15 protein-coding genes and 2 pseudogenes are annotated in these 18,201 nt (G+C 60.9%); 7 read left to right on the forward strand and 10 right to left on the reverse strand.

Annotated features, from left to right (window positions below):
• Window positions 1–521: 521 nt before the first annotated feature.
• Window positions 522–737 (forward strand): hypothetical protein, encoded by a 216-nt coding sequence (locus tag BHMPCIPO_RS00295; RefSeq protein WP_173514921.1) that lies wholly within the window; start codon window positions 522–524, stop codon window positions 735–737.
• A gap of 216 nt (window positions 738–953) precedes the next feature.
• Complete coding sequence (locus tag BHMPCIPO_RS00300) at window positions 954–3,635, forward strand: cation-translocating P-type ATPase (protein WP_173514922.1); 2,682 nt, start codon at window positions 954–956, stop codon at window positions 3,633–3,635.
• 51 nt (window positions 3,636–3,686) lie between these two features.
• Here BHMPCIPO_RS00300 and BHMPCIPO_RS00305 read toward each other — a convergent pair whose 3' ends face one another.
• The 8 genes and pseudogenes from BHMPCIPO_RS00305 to BHMPCIPO_RS00340 form a co-directional block, all read right to left on the reverse strand.
• On the reverse strand, window positions 3,687–3,932 hold the full coding sequence (locus BHMPCIPO_RS00305; RefSeq protein ID WP_173514923.1) for an acyl carrier protein: 246 nt from the start codon (window positions 3,930–3,932) through the stop codon (window positions 3,687–3,689).
• Window positions 3,929–5,107: a dihydrolipoamide acetyltransferase family protein gene (locus BHMPCIPO_RS00310; RefSeq protein WP_173514924.1), complete on the reverse strand. Its 1,179-nt coding sequence runs from the start codon at window positions 5,105–5,107 to the stop codon at window positions 3,929–3,931. The genes BHMPCIPO_RS00305 and BHMPCIPO_RS00310 overlap by 4 nt, the downstream gene beginning before the upstream one ends.
• The gene (locus tag BHMPCIPO_RS00315; protein WP_173514925.1) at window positions 5,104–6,090 is read right to left on the reverse strand and encodes an alpha-ketoacid dehydrogenase subunit beta; all 987 of its coding nucleotides are present in this window, start codon (window positions 6,088–6,090) and stop codon (window positions 5,104–5,106) included. The genes BHMPCIPO_RS00310 and BHMPCIPO_RS00315 overlap by 4 nt, the downstream gene beginning before the upstream one ends.
• Window positions 6,087–7,091 carry a pyruvate dehydrogenase (acetyl-transferring) E1 component subunit alpha gene (gene pdhA / locus BHMPCIPO_RS00320; protein WP_173514926.1) on the reverse strand — a complete coding sequence of 335 codons (1,005 nt, stop codon included), beginning with the start codon at window positions 7,089–7,091 and terminating at the stop codon, window positions 6,087–6,089. Before pdhA ends, BHMPCIPO_RS00315 begins: the two co-directional genes overlap by 4 nt.
• Window positions 7,088–8,839, reverse strand: a complete 1,752-nt coding sequence (gene acsA, locus BHMPCIPO_RS00325; protein WP_246304213.1) for an acetate--CoA ligase — start codon at window positions 8,837–8,839, stop codon at window positions 7,088–7,090. The genes pdhA and acsA overlap by 4 nt, the downstream gene beginning before the upstream one ends.
• A gap of 522 nt (window positions 8,840–9,361) precedes the next feature.
• A complete protein-coding gene (locus BHMPCIPO_RS00330; RefSeq protein ID WP_173514927.1) occupies window positions 9,362–9,955 on the reverse strand; it encodes a PAS domain-containing protein in 594 nt (197 codons plus the stop codon).
• Between the two features lie 27 nt (window positions 9,956–9,982).
• Window positions 9,983–10,268 (reverse strand): annotated as a pseudogene (locus tag BHMPCIPO_RS00335) (hypothetical protein).
• A 28-nt stretch (window positions 10,269–10,296) separates the two neighbouring features.
• A complete protein-coding gene (locus BHMPCIPO_RS00340; protein WP_173514928.1) occupies window positions 10,297–11,046 on the reverse strand; it encodes a Crp/Fnr family transcriptional regulator in 750 nt (249 codons plus the stop codon).
• Window positions 11,047–11,330: 284 nt separating this feature from the next.
• On the opposite strand from BHMPCIPO_RS00340, the gene BHMPCIPO_RS00345 reads away from it, so the two are divergent.
• The 5 genes and pseudogenes from BHMPCIPO_RS00345 to BHMPCIPO_RS00360 all read left to right on the forward strand — a co-directional run bounded on the left by BHMPCIPO_RS00345 (window position 11,331) and on the right by BHMPCIPO_RS00360 (window position 16,908).
• Entirely contained in the window at window positions 11,331–12,053 is a 723-nt protein-coding gene (locus BHMPCIPO_RS00345; protein WP_173514929.1) for a Crp/Fnr family transcriptional regulator, read from the forward strand.
• Window positions 12,054–12,330: 277 nt separating this feature from the next.
• Window positions 12,331–12,780 carry a hemerythrin domain-containing protein gene (locus BHMPCIPO_RS00350; protein WP_173514930.1) on the forward strand — a complete coding sequence of 150 codons (450 nt, stop codon included), beginning with the start codon at window positions 12,331–12,333 and terminating at the stop codon, window positions 12,778–12,780.
• Between the two features lie 172 nt (window positions 12,781–12,952).
• Window positions 12,953–15,589, forward strand: coding sequence for a PAS domain S-box protein (locus tag BHMPCIPO_RS33590; protein ID WP_312032931.1), 2,637 nt, complete (start codon window positions 12,953–12,955; stop codon window positions 15,587–15,589).
• 397 nt (window positions 15,590–15,986) lie between these two features.
• Window positions 15,987–16,230: pseudogene (locus BHMPCIPO_RS33760) on the forward strand (winged helix-turn-helix domain-containing protein); the annotation flags it as partial.
• Between the two features lie 219 nt (window positions 16,231–16,449).
• Complete coding sequence (locus BHMPCIPO_RS00360) at window positions 16,450–16,908, forward strand: pyridoxamine 5'-phosphate oxidase family protein (RefSeq protein ID WP_173514931.1); 459 nt, start codon at window positions 16,450–16,452, stop codon at window positions 16,906–16,908.
• A gap of 129 nt (window positions 16,909–17,037) precedes the next feature.
• On the opposite strand, the gene BHMPCIPO_RS00365 is transcribed toward BHMPCIPO_RS00360, so the two are convergent.
• Window positions 17,038–17,454 carry a YncE family protein gene (locus BHMPCIPO_RS00365; RefSeq protein WP_173514932.1) on the reverse strand — a complete coding sequence of 139 codons (417 nt, stop codon included), beginning with the start codon at window positions 17,452–17,454 and terminating at the stop codon, window positions 17,038–17,040.
• Window positions 17,406–18,149: a YncE family protein gene (locus BHMPCIPO_RS00370; RefSeq protein WP_173514933.1), complete on the reverse strand. Its 744-nt coding sequence runs from the start codon at window positions 18,147–18,149 to the stop codon at window positions 17,406–17,408. Before BHMPCIPO_RS00370 ends, BHMPCIPO_RS00365 begins: the two co-directional genes overlap by 49 nt.
• Window positions 18,150–18,201: the final 52 nt, after the last annotated feature.

The raw sequence follows: 18,201 nt of genomic DNA on the forward strand, positions 1-18,201 counted from the left end.
GGTTGAACGGGCAGCGATGTCGGAGTGGAGGTAAATCAAGGTCCGACTTTGAGACGTATCAATGCGAAATCGACGTACGGTGCTATCTATGTAACCAAGATGTCAGTTTGCCCACCTTCGTTGAAGGGCAGTGTGCATGTGGGCGCCGTGACTGTCGTCGTGATCGACGTTTCGCGCGGGATCACGCTTGTTCCACTCGTAGACCAACGAACCGCGGATGAGGGTTACCATGCGCGATGTTTCGTCAACCGCCGCTGTCATACAGCTTCGCGCGCTTCTGGCAGTTGATGCGCCAATTGATCTCTTTGCCGGAAAGCAGCTCGTGCTGCGGGCGACGAGCCGAATCTCCAACCGGCAAAGGGCCGTCCTGTATGTCGATTATCTCGAAGCCGTTCTGTTGCGCTACACGATTGCCGCCAATCGCACCGATTTCGAAGGGTCAAGATCGGCAATAGGTTGCTCGATGCGATTGAGGCGTCACCCAGGCGAAACTAGCGGATAATGTTGATCGGAGATTGACCATGGCTCACGAGATTTGGATTGAACAGATCGGTGGCGGCACAAGGACCCCGATCCAGCTGCCGGAGAGCTTCTCTTCCGATCCCTATGTCCTTGCTGATGAGATGCGGCGGATTTGCCAGCAAGCCTATGAAATGGGCCGCATGGACGAACTCGCTGCCGTACAGGAAATCTTCCGCAACAGGAAGAAGACCATGACTTTCCGAGGGAGAGGCTGAGGCTTCCGCCACCAGCGATGGACCGACACCGGAACGGGGGAGTGTAGTGATGTATGGGTGCTACCTGGAGCTTCGCGTTACGGCACGATGGCATCGTGAGTGCCCGCATGCATGGCCTCTTTTCGAGAAGCATATCAATTGGTGGAAGCTGGGAGGCTCGAAACCGGCACCTCAGCCCCTCTGTAGCGCCCTTCGGGTCGTTCCGGGACTTGGCCAATGAACGTGTATCGCGCAACCGCCGACGAGGTCCTTGCAAGCCTTGGGACCAGTCGAGCCGGGCTATCTTCGAAGGAGGCTACGAGACGCTTGGCGGAGTATGGACCCAACGCGGTCGAAAGGGTCCGCGGCAAGCCTCTTCATAAACGTGCGCTCGAAACCCTCACGCATCTGTTCGCGCTTTTGCTGTGGTTTGCCGCGGGGATCGCTTTTGTCGCGCACCTGATCGAGCCAGGACTCGGAATGGCGACGCTGGGCAATGCGATTGTCGGCGTTATCCTCGTGAACGGGCTCTTTGCCTTCTGGCAAGAGTTTCGAGCCGAACGGACACTGTCGGAGCTGGCGAAGCTGCTTCCGGCGCAGGTCAACGTGATGCGCGGGGAAGGTGTCGCCACCGTGCCCGCCGAGGAATTGGTGCCTGGGGATGTCATCGTGGTTGGGCAGGGTGATCGGGTGCCGGCAGATTGCCGCCTGATCGAGGCGTTTGCACTGCGCATCAGCAATGCCACCTTGACCGGCGAAGCGATGCCGCTCGGCCGTTCTGCCGCTCCCTCCGATGCATCGGATATCCTGCACAGCACCAACGCCCTGTTTGCCGGCACGTCCGTCCTTGCCGGAGATGGCGTCGCCGTCGTCTTCGCCACCGGCTCGCACACCGAGTTCGGCAAGATCGCGCGACTGGCACAGGGCGGGACAGAGGACCGTTCGCCGCTACTGGACGAAGTCGATTCCGTGAGCCGTGTGATCGCCGTGCTTGCGTTCGGGCTCGGCTTGGCCTTCTTTGGTATCGGATTTGAGTCAGGGCTATCGGTCTGGCAGGCATCGATGTTCGGCATCGGCACGATTGTGGCGAACGTTCCTGAGGGGCTCCTGCCCACGATCACGCTGACGTTGGCGATGGGAGCCCGACGGATGGCACGCCGAAAGGTACTTGTTCGCCATCTCCCAGCCACTGAGACACTTGGGGCGGTCACGGTCATCTGCACCGACAAGACAGGAACACTGACTGAAAACCGTATGGCCGTCAGGGAGCTCTTCCTGTCGCGAACATTAGCGGCTGCCCACCCGGCGGATCTCCAGCCGGAGCAGTATACGGCGGACCGCCTGCTCTGCGAAGTTTCACGACGATGCCAGACAGTCCAGTGGGCAACGGACGGTGGGTGGCTGGGCGATCCCATGGAAGTGGCTCTGGTCGAGATGGCGGAACGAACGGGATCTGCTTCGGCCGGCGTTTCGCTCGTCAGTGAGATTCCCTTCGATGCCGACCGGAAGCGCATGTCGACCCTCCACGAGATGGCTGATGGGACGTTTATGTACACGAAGGGCGCTCCCGAAACGGTGCTCCCCCTCTGCACGCACTTGGAGGCCCATGGACGGGTAGCGCCTTTGACGCGGAACTTGCGCCAGCGCCTTAAGGAGGCGGAGGAAGCTTTGGCAAAACAGGGCTTGCGTCTGCTCGCCCTTGCCTACCGGCGTCTGCCGGCCGAAGCGCCCTTGCCGACGAATGAGGCGAGCCTCGTCTTTCTCGGGCTGGTCGCTTTCGAAGACCCCCCGCGCAAGGGCGTCGCTGAAGCCGTGCGGAGCGCTCTGCAGGCGGGCATCAAGATCGTCATCGCGACAGGCGATCATCCCGATACCACCATCGCCATCGGCCGTCAGATCGGGCTAGTAGGCGAAGAGGAGATTCCGCGGGTGATTACCGGCGAGCGTCTACACCACTTGTCCGAATCTCAACTGCGGACCGCACTCGATGCACCGCGTCTCATCTTTGCGCGTCTCGCCGCCGATCAGAAACTGCGCCTCGTTCGCGCTCTGAAAGCCAAGGGGCATGTTACGGCGGTGACCGGCGACGGCGTGAACGACGCGCCGGCGCTCAAAGAGGCGGACATAGGCATTGCCATGGGCCGTACCGGAAGCGATGTCGCCCGCGAAGCGGCCGACATGATCCTCGTCGATGACAACTTCGTCAGCATTGTCGATGCCATCGAGGAGGGCCGTGCGGTCTTCGACAATGTCCGCAAATTTCTAACCTATGTGCTCACATCGAACATCGCCGAATTTGTCCCTTATCTCGCCTTCGTTCTCTTTGGCATTCCGCTGCCGCTAACCATCATTCAGATCCTGGCTGTGGATCTGGGCACCGATTTGGTGCCCGCGCTCGCGCTGGGAGCGGAAAAGCCGTGTGCTGACGTCATGCACAGGCCGCCGCGCTCGCGTACGGAACGGCTGCTGGATCATCGTTTGCTTCTGCGCGCCTACGGGTTCCTCGGTCTGTTCGAGGCGGCAGCCGGAGTGGCGGCATTTTCCTTTGTCCTCTGGCAAGGCGACTGGTCGTTTGGCGAGCAGTTGACGGCTGGCGCGCCCCTTTATCTTCAAGCCACAACAGCATGCCTAGTAGCCATCGTCCTTCTCCAAATCGTCAACGTGTTTCTGTGCCGGGACGAACGGACTTCCCTATTTGCCCGAGCACCCTTCGCAAATCCATTGATCTTCGTCGGGATCGCCTTTGAGTTCGCGATGATCCTCGCCGTCGTCTACACGCAGCCGGGCAATGCCCTCTTCGGCACCGCACCTTTGGGATGGCAGGCATGGCTGTTCGCCGGACCGTTTGCGGCGGCCATGTTGGCTGGTGAGGAGCTGCGTAAATGGATTGTCAGGGTCCGTTTCGCCAGAAGTCCATAAGGCGTCGTAGGGTGGCGCGGCCGCGATTTGCCGCCTGCACAAGGAGCCGAGCTACGGAAGCCTCTGCCGGAGAAATGCAACGGCGCCGGACAGCGTTTGCAGGTCCGGATAGTCCCGTTCGAGGATCTCGACGCCTGTCGCCTGGTGAAGGCTTATGACGAAGTTCAAGAAGTCTATCGAGTCGATCTCGAATTGCGCACGAAACGACTTGTTCGGATCAATGGGCTCGCCTTCGATATCCGGAGCAACTGCATAGAGGGACCTCGCCACGAGGTCGGAGAGTTCGGCATCGGTCATAGGGCCTCCGGATGTGCAAGGAGTTCGGACAGGCGGGTGAGGAATTGGGCTGCGTGCCGGCCGTGGCTCACCCTATGATCGCCACCGAGCGTCACGTGGACCACCCGGCGAACGGCCACAACGTCGCCGGCGATCCAGGGGCGCAGGGTTGCCGCGCCACAGCCGACAATCGCGACCTGTGGCGGGTAGATCAGCGGAAAGACGCTGTCGGCATTTCCCTCGCCGAGATTGCTCAGAGTGACGGTGCCGTCGGTCATCTCGGAACTGCGCAGCCGGCCGAGCCGGGCGCGGGGCACGAGGTCGGCAATCGCGCTCATCAGTTCGTCGACGCTTTTCGAATCCGCGTCGCGAATCGCCGGCGCGATCAGTCCGCCGCCGCGTAAGGCGGTCGCAAGCCCCATATGGACGGCCGGCGACGGCCGGAAGACACCTTCCTCATAATGGCCGTTGAGCTCGGGCACTTGCTTCATCGCCAGTGCCACCGCCCTCATCAGCGGTGCGACGTAAAGGAGCCGTCTTTCGATCGGACGAAGGGCGTTCTGCTTCTCCAGCCATTCGAAGACGGGTGTGGCGTCGATCGCATGCACGACCCAGTAATGCGGAATATCGCGATGGGAGCGGACCATGGCGGCGCCGATCGCCTTGCGCATCTCGTCGAGGTCGAGGCCTGCTCCGCGGCTGCGCGGGGCCCTTTCCAGGCCGGGTTCTCGTTCGACACCGGAGGGCACCTGTTCGAGGCCGATGATACCGTCGGGGCCAGGGGACAATCGCTCCGGCGATATGCCGAGGTCGGCGGAACGCCGGCGCGCCGCGGGCGTGATGCGCAAGCGGGGCGGTGCGGCCAGGGCCGGCGTCTCTCCAATGCTCACCCGCCGCTCTGGCGCCTTCGGTTCGATCGCCTCGGTAGTTGTCGCGGCGGGACGAGATGGTGGTTCTTTCGCAGGGCTGAGGATCGTCGCAAGCACGGTGCCGACAGGAACCTTTCGTCCCGGCTGAACCCGCTGCTCGCCGATGACACCCTCGTTGAAGACCTCAATCTCGATCGCGCCCTTCTGCGTCTCGACGAGCGCGATGATATCGCCGCGCTCGACGCGATCGCCCGGCTGCTTGAACCACTCGACAAGCGTTGCGGCCTCCATGTCGGCGCCGAGCGACGGCATCTTGAACTCGATCATCGTCGCATTGCCTTCCTGACGGCAGCGGCGATTGATTGCGGCTGGGGAAGTGCCGCCTGTTCGAGGTGCTTCGGATAGGGGATCGGCACCTCGGCGCCGCAGACCCGCTCCACCGGAGCGTCGAGATCGTAGAAGGCCTGCTCCGTGATCCGACTGGAAATTTCCGCCGCAAGGCTGCCGCTGCGCCAGGCTTCGTCGACGACGACGGCGCGGTGCGTTTTCCTGACCGACGCGATGATCGTCTCATCATCGAGCGGCCGCAGGATCCTGAGGTCGATCACCTCGCAGTCAATGCCTTCGCCGACAAGCATCTCGGCCGCGTTCAGCGCCTTCTTGACGCAGGCACTGTGGGCGATGACGGTCACATCCGAGCCCTGGCGGCGCGTCGCCGCCTTGGTGATGTCGACAGACATGTCTCCGTCCGCGGGGAGTTCGTCTTCGTCATTGTAAAGCGTAGCATGTTCCATGATGATCACGGGGTCCGGGTCCTCAAGGGCAGGCCAGAGCATGCGGCGGGCGTCCGCGACTGTCGCCGGCGCGAGAACCCGGATGCCGGGGATGTGACCGTACCATCCCTCCAGACTATGAGAGTGCTGCGCCGCTAACTGGCGTCCGGCGCCGGTCGCCATGCGGATGACGATGGGCACGGAGAACTGCCCGCCCGACATATGCCGGAGCGTTGCAGCGCTGTTGACGATCTGGTCGAGCGCCAGCAAGCTGAAATTGATCGTCATGATTTCGACGATCGGCCGCATACCGCCAAGCGCGGCCCCGATACCTGCGCCGACGAAGGCCGATTCCGAGAGTGGCGCATCGCGAACGCGCTCGTCGCCGAACTCCGCCGGCAGGCCGAGTGAGCAGGCATAGGCGCCGCCGTAGCGGTTGACATCCTCGCCCATGAGAAAGACGCGCTTGTCTCTGGCAAGCGCCTCGCGCAACGCTTCACGCACGGCTTCGCGATAAGTCAGGCGACTATTCGTCATCGGATATACTCCGACGGTGGAGAGACGACGTCCTTCATCAGGTCCTCGACGGGTTCAAAATCCGCAGCTTCGGCGAATGCCACGGCCGCTTCGATTTCCTGTGCGACGTCCGCCTCGATCGCTTCCCGGTCGTCCAAGTTAAGGAGCGCGGCAGATAGGGCCCAGTCAGCGAACAGCACCATTGGGTCCCGCTTCTTCCAGGTCTCGATTTCGGCTTTCTCGCGATAGAGATCCGGATCGAACATCGAATGCGCGCGGAAGCGATAGGTTTTGGTCTCGATGAAACGTGGCCCCTCGCCACGGCGCACCGCGTGCACGGCACGGCGCGCCGCAGCTTCGACGTCCACGACGTTCATCCCGTCGACCGCCTCCGACGCGATGCCATAAACGGCAGCGCGTGCGCTGATGGAAGGATTGGACTGCGACCGGGCGAGCGCCGTGCCCATGGCATAGAAATTGTTCTCGCAGACGAACAGCACCGGCAGATGCCAGAGGGCTGCGAGGTTCAGGGACTCGTGGAACTCGCCTTCCGCGGCCGCTCCCTCGCCGAAAAAGCAGCAGGTCGCCCGTTCGATCCCCAACATCTTGTCGGCGAGCGCAAGGCCGACGGCAAGCGGCAGTCCGCCGGCGACGATCGCGTTGCCGCCGAAAAAGCGATGGTGGGCCGAGAAGATGTGCATGGAACCGCCGCGGCCCCGACTGGAGCCCACCGCCTTGCCGAACATTTCGGCCATCACCTCGTTCATCGGCAGGCCGCGGACCAGGGCATGCCCATGCTCCCGATAGGTCGCGACGATTGCTTCATCTCCCGTAAGCGTCGAGATCACGCCGACGGCATTCGCCTCCTCGCCGATATAGAGGTGCAGGAAGCCACGGATCTTCTCCTGCGTGTAGAGTTCGGCACACTTTTCCTCGAAACGACGGACGCGGGTCATCTGGCGCAAGAGCTCGACGGCATGCTCGCGGGTCAGGTGGACGCGGTCGTCAGCGATGTTCCTCATTTTTCCACCTCGAGCATTGAGGTATCACCCTCGGGCAGGCCGAGTTCGCGGGCCTTCAAGAGCCGCCGCATCACCTTTCCGGAGCGGGTCTTCGGAAGGCTCTTGCAGAACTCGATATAGCGGGGCGCAACGGCAGGCCCAAGCCGCTTGCGGGCGTGGGCGAGCAGATCCTTGCGCAAGCTCTCGTCGGTGGTGTGGCCGGGGCGCAGCGCCACGAACGCCTTGACCACTTCCATTGCAACCGGATCCGGTATGCCTATCACGCCGGCCTCCGCGACGGCGGGATGCTCCAACAATGCACTTTCGACCTCGAAAGGTCCGATCAGATGCCCGGCCGATTTGATGACGTCGTCGGCGCGGCCGACGAACCAGTAATAGCCGTCGGCGTCGCGCCTGACGAGGTCGCCGGTCAGGTACCAGCCATCGACGAAGCACTGGCGATAGCGCTTCTCCTCGTGGAGGTAGCCGGTGAACATCGAGGGCCATCCCGCCTTCAGCGCCAGTTCGCCCTGCTCATTAGGCGTTTCGACGAAGGTCATCGCCCCGGACGCCTCGCGTCTGACCACGGCCGCTTCGATCCCCGGAACCGGCCGGCCCATCGAGCCTGGTCTGATCGGCATCGAGAGAAAATTGGAAATCATGATGCCGCCTGTCTCGGTCTGCCACCAGTTGTCGTGGATCGGGCGCTTCAAGACATCACGACCCCAGATCACCGCCTGTGGGTTGAGTGGCTCGCCGACGCTGGCGATCAGCCGTAAACGGCTGAGGTCGTAGCGCCGCGGCAGGTCGTCGCCAGCTTTCATAAGCATGCGGACCGCGGTTGGTGCCGTGTACCAGACGGTCACCCTATCTCGCTCGAGATTGCCGTACCACCTTTCAGCGTCGAATTCCTCCTCGTCGGAGACGAGTGTGCAGCCGATCAAGAGTGGCGCGATGATTCCGTAGGAGGTGCCCGTTACCCAACCAGGGTCGGCCGTGCACCAGAAGATGTCATCCGGTTTCAGGTCCAGTGCGTAGGCCGCCGTCAGCTTGTGCGCGACAGCCGCACCGTGCACATGCATCGCTCCCTTCGGCCGGCCCGTGGTGCCGCTGGTGAAATGAATGACGGCGAGATCGTCTGCGCGGGTCGGAGCGATGTGGCAGGTTGTCGGTCGTCCGGCGAGCGCCGCATCGAAATCCACCCCGCCATCGCCGCCGCAGACCAGGATGATCGTCTTTAGGCTCGGCAGGTCGGCGAGAACCGGCTTGACCTTACGCTCGAAGAACCGTGCGGTGGTGACCAGCGCTTTGGCCTCGGCGATCTGCATGCGCGCTTTGATCGGCTCCGGGCCGAAGGCGGAGAAGAGAGGGCTGAACACGGCACCTCTTTTCCAGGTCCCGAGGGCAGCGATGTAAAGAGCAGGCACGCGACCGAGAAGGGTAAAGACGCGGTCGCCCGCCACAATCCCCAGATCGGCGAGCACATTGGCAAATCGGGCACTGTCTTCTGCAAGCCTTGCATAGGTCAATGTCGTCGCCAGACCGTTCGCAGCGATCGAGCGCAGGGCAACACGCCGGCCACGTCCGGCGGCGACATGGCGATCGGTCGCTTCGTAGCCGATATTGAAGCAGCCGGGTGCGTCAGCGCGGCGACTGAAAGCTTCCTCCGGCGTCGGCCAGACAAAGCCTTGGCGGACAGATTCATAGTCGGCAAGGTTCGGCGCCGATCGGTTGTTGTCGTTCATTCGCCTGTCTGTAACCGTCCCCATGAGCGCTTCCTCTTCAAACCGAGAGCGTGACCGGAATGCGGGCCAGCAGCATTGACGATGGTCAAAGATCATTGAGGCAAGGGCTGTAAAAGCAGCGGATATGCGACGCGCAAGGGCGGTTGCCGGCATGACGGACGCCGTCGGCCGCCGGTGGCGAATACGACCATCAGAACTGCCAGACCCCGAAGATCGCGTGTACTGTCGCCCTAGCAGGCAGGGAGCAATTTCGTCAGAATGTCACCGGCGACCGCCTTGGCTCTCTTGCGGTGGCGCTGCCGAGGTTAGAGGGGATCGCCCGAAGCGTATTGTCGCTCATGCGCGGATCTCGACGGGCTCGATAACGCACAATTGGTGCTCGAGGTCGCGGGGGGGACGTGTTTACCCGCACCGACCCAGAACACAAGCTGACGTCTCGTCAGCGCCTTTCAGGCGAATGCCCTGTCTATCGCCATGACGGGCGACGGGTCAACGACGCTCCGACACTCAAGCGCGCCGGATGTTGTCCTGTGCACGGGGAGGTCGTCAGTTACTCTCCCGCCAGAATTCGGTGACGTCTTCGACGTGATGAAGCAGATAGACCAGTCTTCCCTCGCTGTCGAATATCGGGCGATTGACCGGCTTCCAGAACTTCGTGACGAACACGCCATTCGGGTCGCGGACGTCGTAGTGCTGTATGGGCATCGCATCGATGGCGCCGGTTTCAGTGACCCGCTTCAATGAGGCGAAAAGATTGCTGACGCCGTCGGCGGTCGCGTCCGCCGGGTTGTCCGGAAAGACATCGAACAGAGGACTGCCGGCAATCTTTGCCGAAGATGTCATGGTCGCCAGTCCGTAGGCGTCGTTGATGTCGATGATGTGCAGGCCCTTGCGAGGGTCGAGGAGCAGGTAGGGCTCGGGCGAGGCCATGAACTCGTCGCGAAAAATCAATCGTTGAGCGGCGGCCTCTGTCAGCCCGATTTCAGGCTGCAGGCCCTCACGCTGCGCTTCAAGAATGGCCTGTTGCCGCAGTGCGCCTGCGAGCAGCTCTTTGAGAATACGCTGGTCACATTCACGCTCTTCCTCCTTGAGGAGCGCTTTGTATCTCGCGATGTTCTGTCGCAAAATAAAAGCCTGCATCGCAGTCCCGGCTTTCTGTTTCTCCGATTACCGAGCGATGGGACCGATGTATTCGGTTCTGAAGCCATCTACCCGGGCCTTGCGAATGAAGTCATTCGCCCCGGCAAAGAGTTGTCTCGAAAACGCGGGCGTCTTCGCTGCCCCTCGCGAAGTTTGCATCGAACCAGTGGCTCGCGCGTGCAGACAGCACGGTGATCCGCCAGTTCCGCGCCTCCTGTCTTTCGACGCGGAAATCCGCATCGGCAGAGGCTGGCTCGCTCAGTTCAACGGTATTTGCCTTGGCAGGCGCAAAAGCTTGATCTGCGTGGGCCATGTTCACGCTCCTCCTATTTTGCAAGCGATTAGAGACTGGTGGTCAGGTGCTCCCTTGCCCGGAGGCGCTCTTGCGACGCGGCGAGCCGTGCTTCTTCGAGTATCTCAAAGCGGCGTGGCGTGAGCACACGGATGATGCCCTCTTCCTGTAGAGCCAGAAGCAAATGGGCGAGGTTCGTTGTCGTGGTGCCGATGTGCGCTGCCAATGCCGTACGATTTATCGTCACGACAGCGATCGGATTGCGCTTTATCGACACAACTGTTCGATCCTGGTCGAACGGACGATAGATGGCACGCAGGAGAAAAAAGCCGAGACGATCGATCGGGCGCTCGCTCATGAAGGCGACCTGACCAAGGTAGCTTTGCAACTGCGAGGTTGCCGCAGCCAGCACGGCGCTTGCCAATTCCGGATCGCTGTTGAGTGCTGCCGATAGTTGTGCTGGATTCAGGCATCGGACTGTCGCCGGGGTCAGTGTCTCGAATTCAATATCCGGGCGGCTGCAAAGAGTCGGATAGACGAGGTCATTAGGTCCGAGGAATTGGAGAATGCGGTTGTTGCCGTCTCTGCGAAGCCGACGGATCGCAACCACGCCATCGACCAAAACGGCGAGGGAGAAGGACGTCTTGCCGCTCCCGAAAAGCACGGAGGCAGCCTCAAAGTGCTTCACACGCCCGAAAGGCCGCAAATGCCGTTCTATATCAATTGCCGCCAGACCGGATCCCAGCGAACTCAATGAAAGGTGACGATTGCGTTTTGCCGCAAAGTTCTTTGTTGCCATGGAACGACCTCGGCTCATCGAAAAATGCGTGCGAATTGATTCCGTCTGAGTCGGCGGCGGTCATTGAGTTGAATCAAAGAAGAGCCGAATAATTCATCAAAAATGTTCTATAGATTGTGACGTTTAAGCTCGCTCGCCCGATGCTAGTGCTCACCAGTTGGCCGAGCTTCGCCTTCCTTGTTACAAACTGTTACAATTTCCTGAATACTGTTACACTGGAGGCATTCTGCCGTTACTGCGAGTTGATCAAATCCCGCCAACATCCAATAGGCGGAGATTTGCCCATGAGCCTTCAGCTAATTACCGGTCAGTCGACGAACTTCGCGGTAGAGAAACCTACCCTTTCATCGCTGTTTCGCAGGCAGCCGATCGAGAGACTTGCCCCGGGCTTCGCCGTCTTCTGGGAAGGCGATGAGGCCAGGAACATCTTCGAGGTCGTCGAAGGCATGCTCAGGGTGTACAGGATTCTCAATGACGGCCGCCGCGTCATTCTTGGCTTCGTCCGCCCGGGAGATCTGCTCGGCGTTTCGCTGAAGGGGCATTACCTTTATACCGTCGAGGCGATCACGCCCGTCGAACTCCGTCGCTTGCCGAAACACCACTTCGAGAGCCTGAGCGAGCGCGAGCCGCACCTCAAGGAACAGCTCTTCTCGAAACTCTGCGATGAGATGGCTGCGGCTCAGGACCAGATGGTGCTGTTTTCGCGAAGGAGTGCGGAGGAAAAGCTGGCTGGCTTTCTCTTGCTGATGGCACGCGGCCATGTGCGGAACCGGCGCATGCTCATCGATCTGCCGATGACAAGGCTGGATATCGCCGACTATCTCGGTATGACGATCGAGACCGTCTCACGGACCATCACCAAGCTCTCTGGCTGCGGCGTCATCGCGACGGTCGAGCGTCGTGCCATTGCTCTCATGAACATGGACGCGCTGATCGCGCTGGCCGGTGGCGAGCTGGAGGATTCGTCGTTTCGGCAGGCGTATGACCGTCGCCACGCCATGGCGTGACGACTGCGACTGAAATCTCGCAAGCGTCTGCATTGCCGGCCGAGCCGGGGAAACATATCTCTTGGAGCGATTTCACTTGTATAATCGTACGAACAAGAGCCGAGCCTGGTGGTGGAACACGAGGCCTGTCGCCGAGATTACGTACAATGGACTGACATCAGATGGCCCAATCTGCGGGAGCGTCTATGACGGCGCTGATGGAACTGCTGCCTCCGCGGCTTCGGATCCGGCGCCCGATGATTTCCCGTGGCTCGGCGCTGCCTCAAAGGAGCAAGCCATGGAATTGGAGATCCCTGAACCGCTGAAGACGGAGCACTCCGAACTTCACAAGGAACTGGTCGATGCGACACATGAAGGCGGCCGTGTCGGTGAAGCCGCCAAGGAAGTCGCAAGACTGTTGCACCCGCATTTTATCCGCGAAGAGGAATTCGCACTCCCGCCGCTCGGCTTGCTTGCAGCCTTGGCGAAGGGAACCTTGGTGCCCGAGATGGCTGACGTCCTCGCTCTGACGGACAGGCTGGAGGCCGACTTGCCGGGAATGCTGGCCGAGCACCAGCAGATCGTAGCAGCGCTCGGCGAGCTGGTCGCGGCGGCGAAGGCCGAGAACAAGCCGAAATATGTAGACTTCGCTGAGAAGTTGATCCTGCACGCCAGGACTGAAGAGGAAGTCCTCTATCCGGCAGCGCTTATCGTAGGGCGCTATATCAGGTTGTCGCTTGGCAAATAGCTTCGGGTGTCGGCTTCTTGCGTCCGAACGGATCCGTATCTCTCCGGTGGCCAAGTGGAGTGCGCATATTGAAGCGGCGGAATGACAGTCTTGCGCGACATCAATTTCGGCAGACATTTTTTCGGCTAAAGGAATGGAGCGCCAACGCTGCGTGTGGCGGAAGGTCTTCATAATGAACAAATCCGAATTGAAACCCGCCATCGCGACCGGTGTCGATCATTCACCCATCGCCGTTTCGTTTCAGGGGCGGGAAAGGCCGGCATCGACCTTCTTTCTGATCTTCGCGGCGGCTCTCGTGTTCCCGGTCCTGCTGTTCGCTTCCCTGACCGCCTGGACGTATGTACGGGCCGAGCAAGCGCGGGCTGTCGAGAGGGCGCAGGCACTGGCACATGAACTGTCGGCTGCGGTCGACCGTGAACTGGCCGGGCCACGTCTGGTGATGGAAGCATTGGCTACCTCCGAGGATCTGCGAAGAGGTGATTTGCAGGCATTCCACCGCACGGCGGGGGCTATTGCCGAAGCACTTGGCGTGACGATCGTCGTGCGGGCTCCTGGTGAGCCGCGACAGCTCCTTAATACTTCGGCACCCTGGGGAACGGCACTGCCGCTGCCGAATCCCGCAATTGCTGCTTTCGACCGGCAGGTGCTTCAGGAAAAAAGGCCCGCCGTAACGAACATCATCGTGGGTCCTCTGCAGAAGCGCCTGCTCGCCACGGTGATTGTGCCGGTCTTGCGAGAAGGCGAGGTCATCTATCTGCTCGCCGTCGGCATACGGGTCGAACGACTGCAGTCCGTGTTCAGCGGCGTGAGCCTGGACGAGGGATGGCTTGCCGCCATTGTCGACTCGAAAGGGACGATTGGGGCGCGCTCGATTGACCCAGAGGCATTTGTCGGGAAACAGGCACCCACCGATTGGATATCGCATGCTATGGGGCGGAGTGGCCTTTGGCGGGGCCGGAACTTGCTGAACCTCGATGTCATTGCCGCCTATGCTCGCTCCGCCGACACGAATTGGTTCGCTGCGGTCTCCGTGCCAACTACCGTGCTGAATGCACCGATCTGGAAGGCGCTTGCCTCGATGTCGGCGATTGGTGTCCTGCTTCTGTCGTTGTCGGTCGCTCTCGCCTCTTGGGCTGCGTCTCATCTCACGCGCGCTGTAGGCGCCCTGCAGCATGCAGGGATCGAATTGGAGAAAAACGAACGAGTCTCGGCCGTAACCACGCCCGTGCGTGAGATCAACGAGGTCGGGCGCGTTCTCGCGGCAGCAGCCACCGAGGCGCAGCGCCGCGAAGCGCATCTGCGCTCAATCCTCGCAACGGTGCCAAGCGCGATGGTGGTCATCGACAGCCGGGGAAGAATACAGTCGTTCAGCGCCACGGCGGAGAAACTCTTTGGTTTCACCGCGGAGGAAGTTACCGGAAAGAACGTCAGCATTCTGATGCCGGAGCCGGACCGCAGCGCTCATGACGGCTACATTCAGCACTACCTCGACACCGGCGAACGCCGCATCATGGGGAAGGGGCGCGTCGTTCTCGGTCGGCGCAAGGACGGCAGCAAGTTCCCGGTCGAGCTCTATGTCGGTGAAGCAAAGGTTGATGGCGAAACGCGGTTTACAGGGTTTCTGCAGGACCAGACGGAGAAGCATCGCGTCGAGCAGGAGCTGCGGCAGACGCAGAAGATGGAAGCGATCGGCAAGCTCACCGGCGGGGTCGCCCACGACTTCAACAACCTACTGACGGTCATTACGGGCAATCTCGAGATGCTTGAGGCGAAGGTCGGCGAAAAGTACCGCATCTATATTGAGGAAGCGCAGGAGGCGGCCGATCTTGCCGCCCAGCTGACGTCCAGCCTGCTTGCCTTTGGCCGCCGAATGCCCCTGGATCCGCAACTCGCCGACATCGGCGAGCTGGTGTCGGCCTCAAGTGAACTGCTGCGCCGCACGCTGAGTGAGACGATCGTCGTCCGCACCGGTGTTCGCAGCGGTTGTCGCGCCGTCGTCGATGCTGGGCAGCTGAAGAACGCGATCCTGAATCTCGCCATCAACGCCCGCGATGCAATGCCGAAGGGAGGAACCCTCACGCTCGAGGTGAGCAAGGCGGAACTCGATCAAGACTATGCACGTGAGCATCCCGAGGTTCGTCCGGGGCAGTATGTCCTGATCGCGGTCAGCGACACCGGAACCGGGATGACGGCGGAAGTCAGGGAGCACGCCTTTGATCCGTTCTACACGACGAAACCACAAGGGGCCGGCACGGGGCTGGGACTGAGCTCGGTCTATGGATTCGTGAAGCAATCCGGCGGGCACGTCGCGCTGTACAGCGAGGTGGGACTGGGAACGACGGTGCGGATCTACCTTCCCTTGGTCGCCGATAAGCGTGATGACGCATTGGAAGGTTCGGCAGCACCAAGCTTGTCGAAGGGCAAGGGCGAACTCGTTCTCGTCGTCGAAGACGACGAACGCGTACGCCGCGTCACCATCTCGCGGCTGAAGCAGCTCGGCTACCAAGTGCTTGAGGCAGGCAACGGGCCGGAGGCACTCTCGATTCTTGAGCGCACGCCTGGCGTCGAGCTGCTGTTTACCGACATGGTCATGCCGGGCGGTATGAGCGGTGCTGATCTTGCCGCGGCAAGCAGCAAGCGTTTCCCCGACATTCCTGTGCTCTTCACGTCCGGCTATGCCGGACCGGAAATCGCGGCCCAAGCGGTTGCCGGGGTCAGCAGGTGGTTGCGGAAGCCCTACACGATCGCCGACTTGGCGGCCGCGCTGCGGCGTGCATTCGGCAAAGAGGATCGAGCCTCGGTTAACTGATGCAGGCAGGGACGTGAAGTGCTTCTGGTGTCGCGAAAAAAGTGCCAATCCGGTTCTATACTCAAGATCGAACGTGCATTTACGTCCGAATGACCGCGGAGCCCATTGCTTTTTCGGCTTTAAGTGCTTCGTAGACGGCGCTTTTTGCCGTCTTCAAAGCGTATGTGGCTCTCGGTCGTGGCGAGCCTTTCCGGTGGGGCCGGCCTCCGCGCCGGACGAGGTGACGACACTCGGTGCGATATTGTAACAAGGAGCAACAGGGTGAGGGAAACAGCGTCGTTCAGGGTTGCTGGGGGATGAATACACGGACCATGACCGAGCACATACTCGTGGTCGATGACGATTCGAGGATCCGGCAGATGCTGTCGCAGTACTTTGAAGGGGAGCGATATCGCGGCTGACGCCCGGCGAGTTCAATATGCTTTATGAGCTCGGGGAATATGCGGGTCGCATCCTTCAACGCGAGTTGCTCATGGACTGACGGGAGGCCGTGATCCCGACGCTTTCGACCGTTCCATTGACGCCCGCTCGTTCGGTTAGGGCAGAAAATCGAGCATGATCCCAGTGACTCCGCCTTGATCAAATCGGTGAGAGGTGTCGGTTATGTCTTCAGGGCAAAGACCATACGACAGGGTGCTTAGCTTCGCCGTTTCGTTTGGCGGCAGATCGGAGCGGTGCTGATCTTGTCGGGGGCACGGCTAGTCTGTGCGATCATTGTTCCGCATTAATCGCGAGCCATGGAACGATGGTCTTCGCCGCTGCCGATGCCCCTCTTGCACTTAAGTTACGTCAAGGTGGTTCGCCCCTATAATTTCGCCCCTATAATAAGGTGAACTCTTCGATAAAGGGGGGGCTAAATCATGTTTGTCAGGGAAATGAGCGAGGAGGAGTGCATCGCCCTTGTGTCGGCAGGGCGGCTCGCAAGGCTCGCCTGCTCGAAAGACGACCAGCCCTATGTCGTCCCGATCTGGTATGCATATGCCGGAAAATTCCTCTATGCCTTTTCGATGCCCGGGCGGAAGATCGAATGGATGCGCGCCAATCCGCGTGTCTGCGTGCAAATCGACGAGATTTCGGACAGGCAGCACTGGCGAAGCGTGATAGTAATCGGGCGCTATCAGGAACTTCCGGATTCGGCACAATGGCATCACGAATGCCTGCACGCCTGGTCCCTGCTGAAGAAATATCCTTACTGGTGGGAGCCAGGAGGGTTGAAGCCGTTGCCACAGCCTGTCGTTGGCGCTTCACCGCATCTTTTCTACAGCATCCATATCGATGAGATGACGGGGCGAACCGCCGTGGCAGAAGGCGGAATCTAAAGACACCGCAAGCCGGCTGAGATAGCGCTCCGGATGGGGTTGTGGCTGTCCGTGGTTGTCCTCGTCCTTCCGGTGGCGCTCTGGAAGTGCCTATGGCGCGCTCGGACGAATCAGGTTTAAGTACACTGTTCACCTCGAATAGGTAACGCCGTTCGACCCGTCGCCGACCGGAACGGTCGTCAGAACGTCAAGAGTCGAAAGATCGATGACCGACAGGTTGTCGGAATAGATATTGGTGACAAAGGCGAACTGGCCCTGGTCATCGACGGCGACGCCATGCGCGCCGGGACCGGTCCGGATTGTCTTCACGACGCCGCGGATTGCGACGTCGATGATGGAGACGGTGTCGCCTGGTACCGCTTCGGTTCCCTGGTTGGCAACGAGCCGCAAGCGCTTGTCCGGCGTCGCGTGAACCTGAATGGGGCCAGCGCCCACGGCGATCCGGCTGACGACCTTCCGGCTTTTCGTGTCGATTATGGCGACTTCGTTCTCGTCTCTTAGGGAGACATAGACCTCGCCTCCGTCCGGTGAGAACCCGACCTGCACGGGGCTTTGCCCACGGAGGTTCTCGCCAACTCGCTGGTGTCTCCGAGATCGAGGACCGAAACGGTGCCATCCTTGACGTTGGCGACATAGGCTTCGTTTCCGTCCGGGCTGATCCTGAGGCCGTGCGGGAAGCCGCCAGTCGCTATCACTGCTCGCGGTGTGGCGGATGTCAGATCGATGACGCTGACATTGTCGTCTTCCGAATTGGTGACGAGGGCGTACCTGCCTACAGGATCGGCCACGACGTGCGCCGGATGTTCGCCGACCTGGACCTCAAGCGGAGATTTGGAACGGAACTGGGCCGTATCGAACACAAGCAGGGTGCCGTGAGCGCCGCCATTGCCATGTCCGTCGGATTCCTTCGCGGGCTTGGTTCCGACGACAAGCAGGGTTTGCCCATTGGCCGTAATCTGGACGTTGTGCGGCGAAACCGCGACCGGAACGGTCGTGACCTTGCCAGTCGACAGGTCGAGGCGGCTTACCGTGCTGCCCAACTCGTCCGCCGTGAATACGACGCCGCCCTGAGCGATCTTTCTTATAGCCGCCTCGCTGCCTGACAAGCCGAGTATCAGTGCCAAACCGGCGGCTGCCAACAGAAAGGTGGTCCGCCTGCCGCCAGCCGGGACGTTCGTGAGGAAAGCTGATGCAGAACGCATCTCGAAACCCTTTTTTCGCATTTTCAGTAAGGCTCGCATGTTGCGTGCGCACCGACTTTGCGGGACGACAAAGACTCCGAATTAAGAGTAA

It is taken from the genome of Ensifer sesbaniae (assembly GCF_013283665.1).
Lineage (GTDB): Bacteria > Pseudomonadota > Alphaproteobacteria > Rhizobiales > Rhizobiaceae > Ensifer > Ensifer sesbaniae.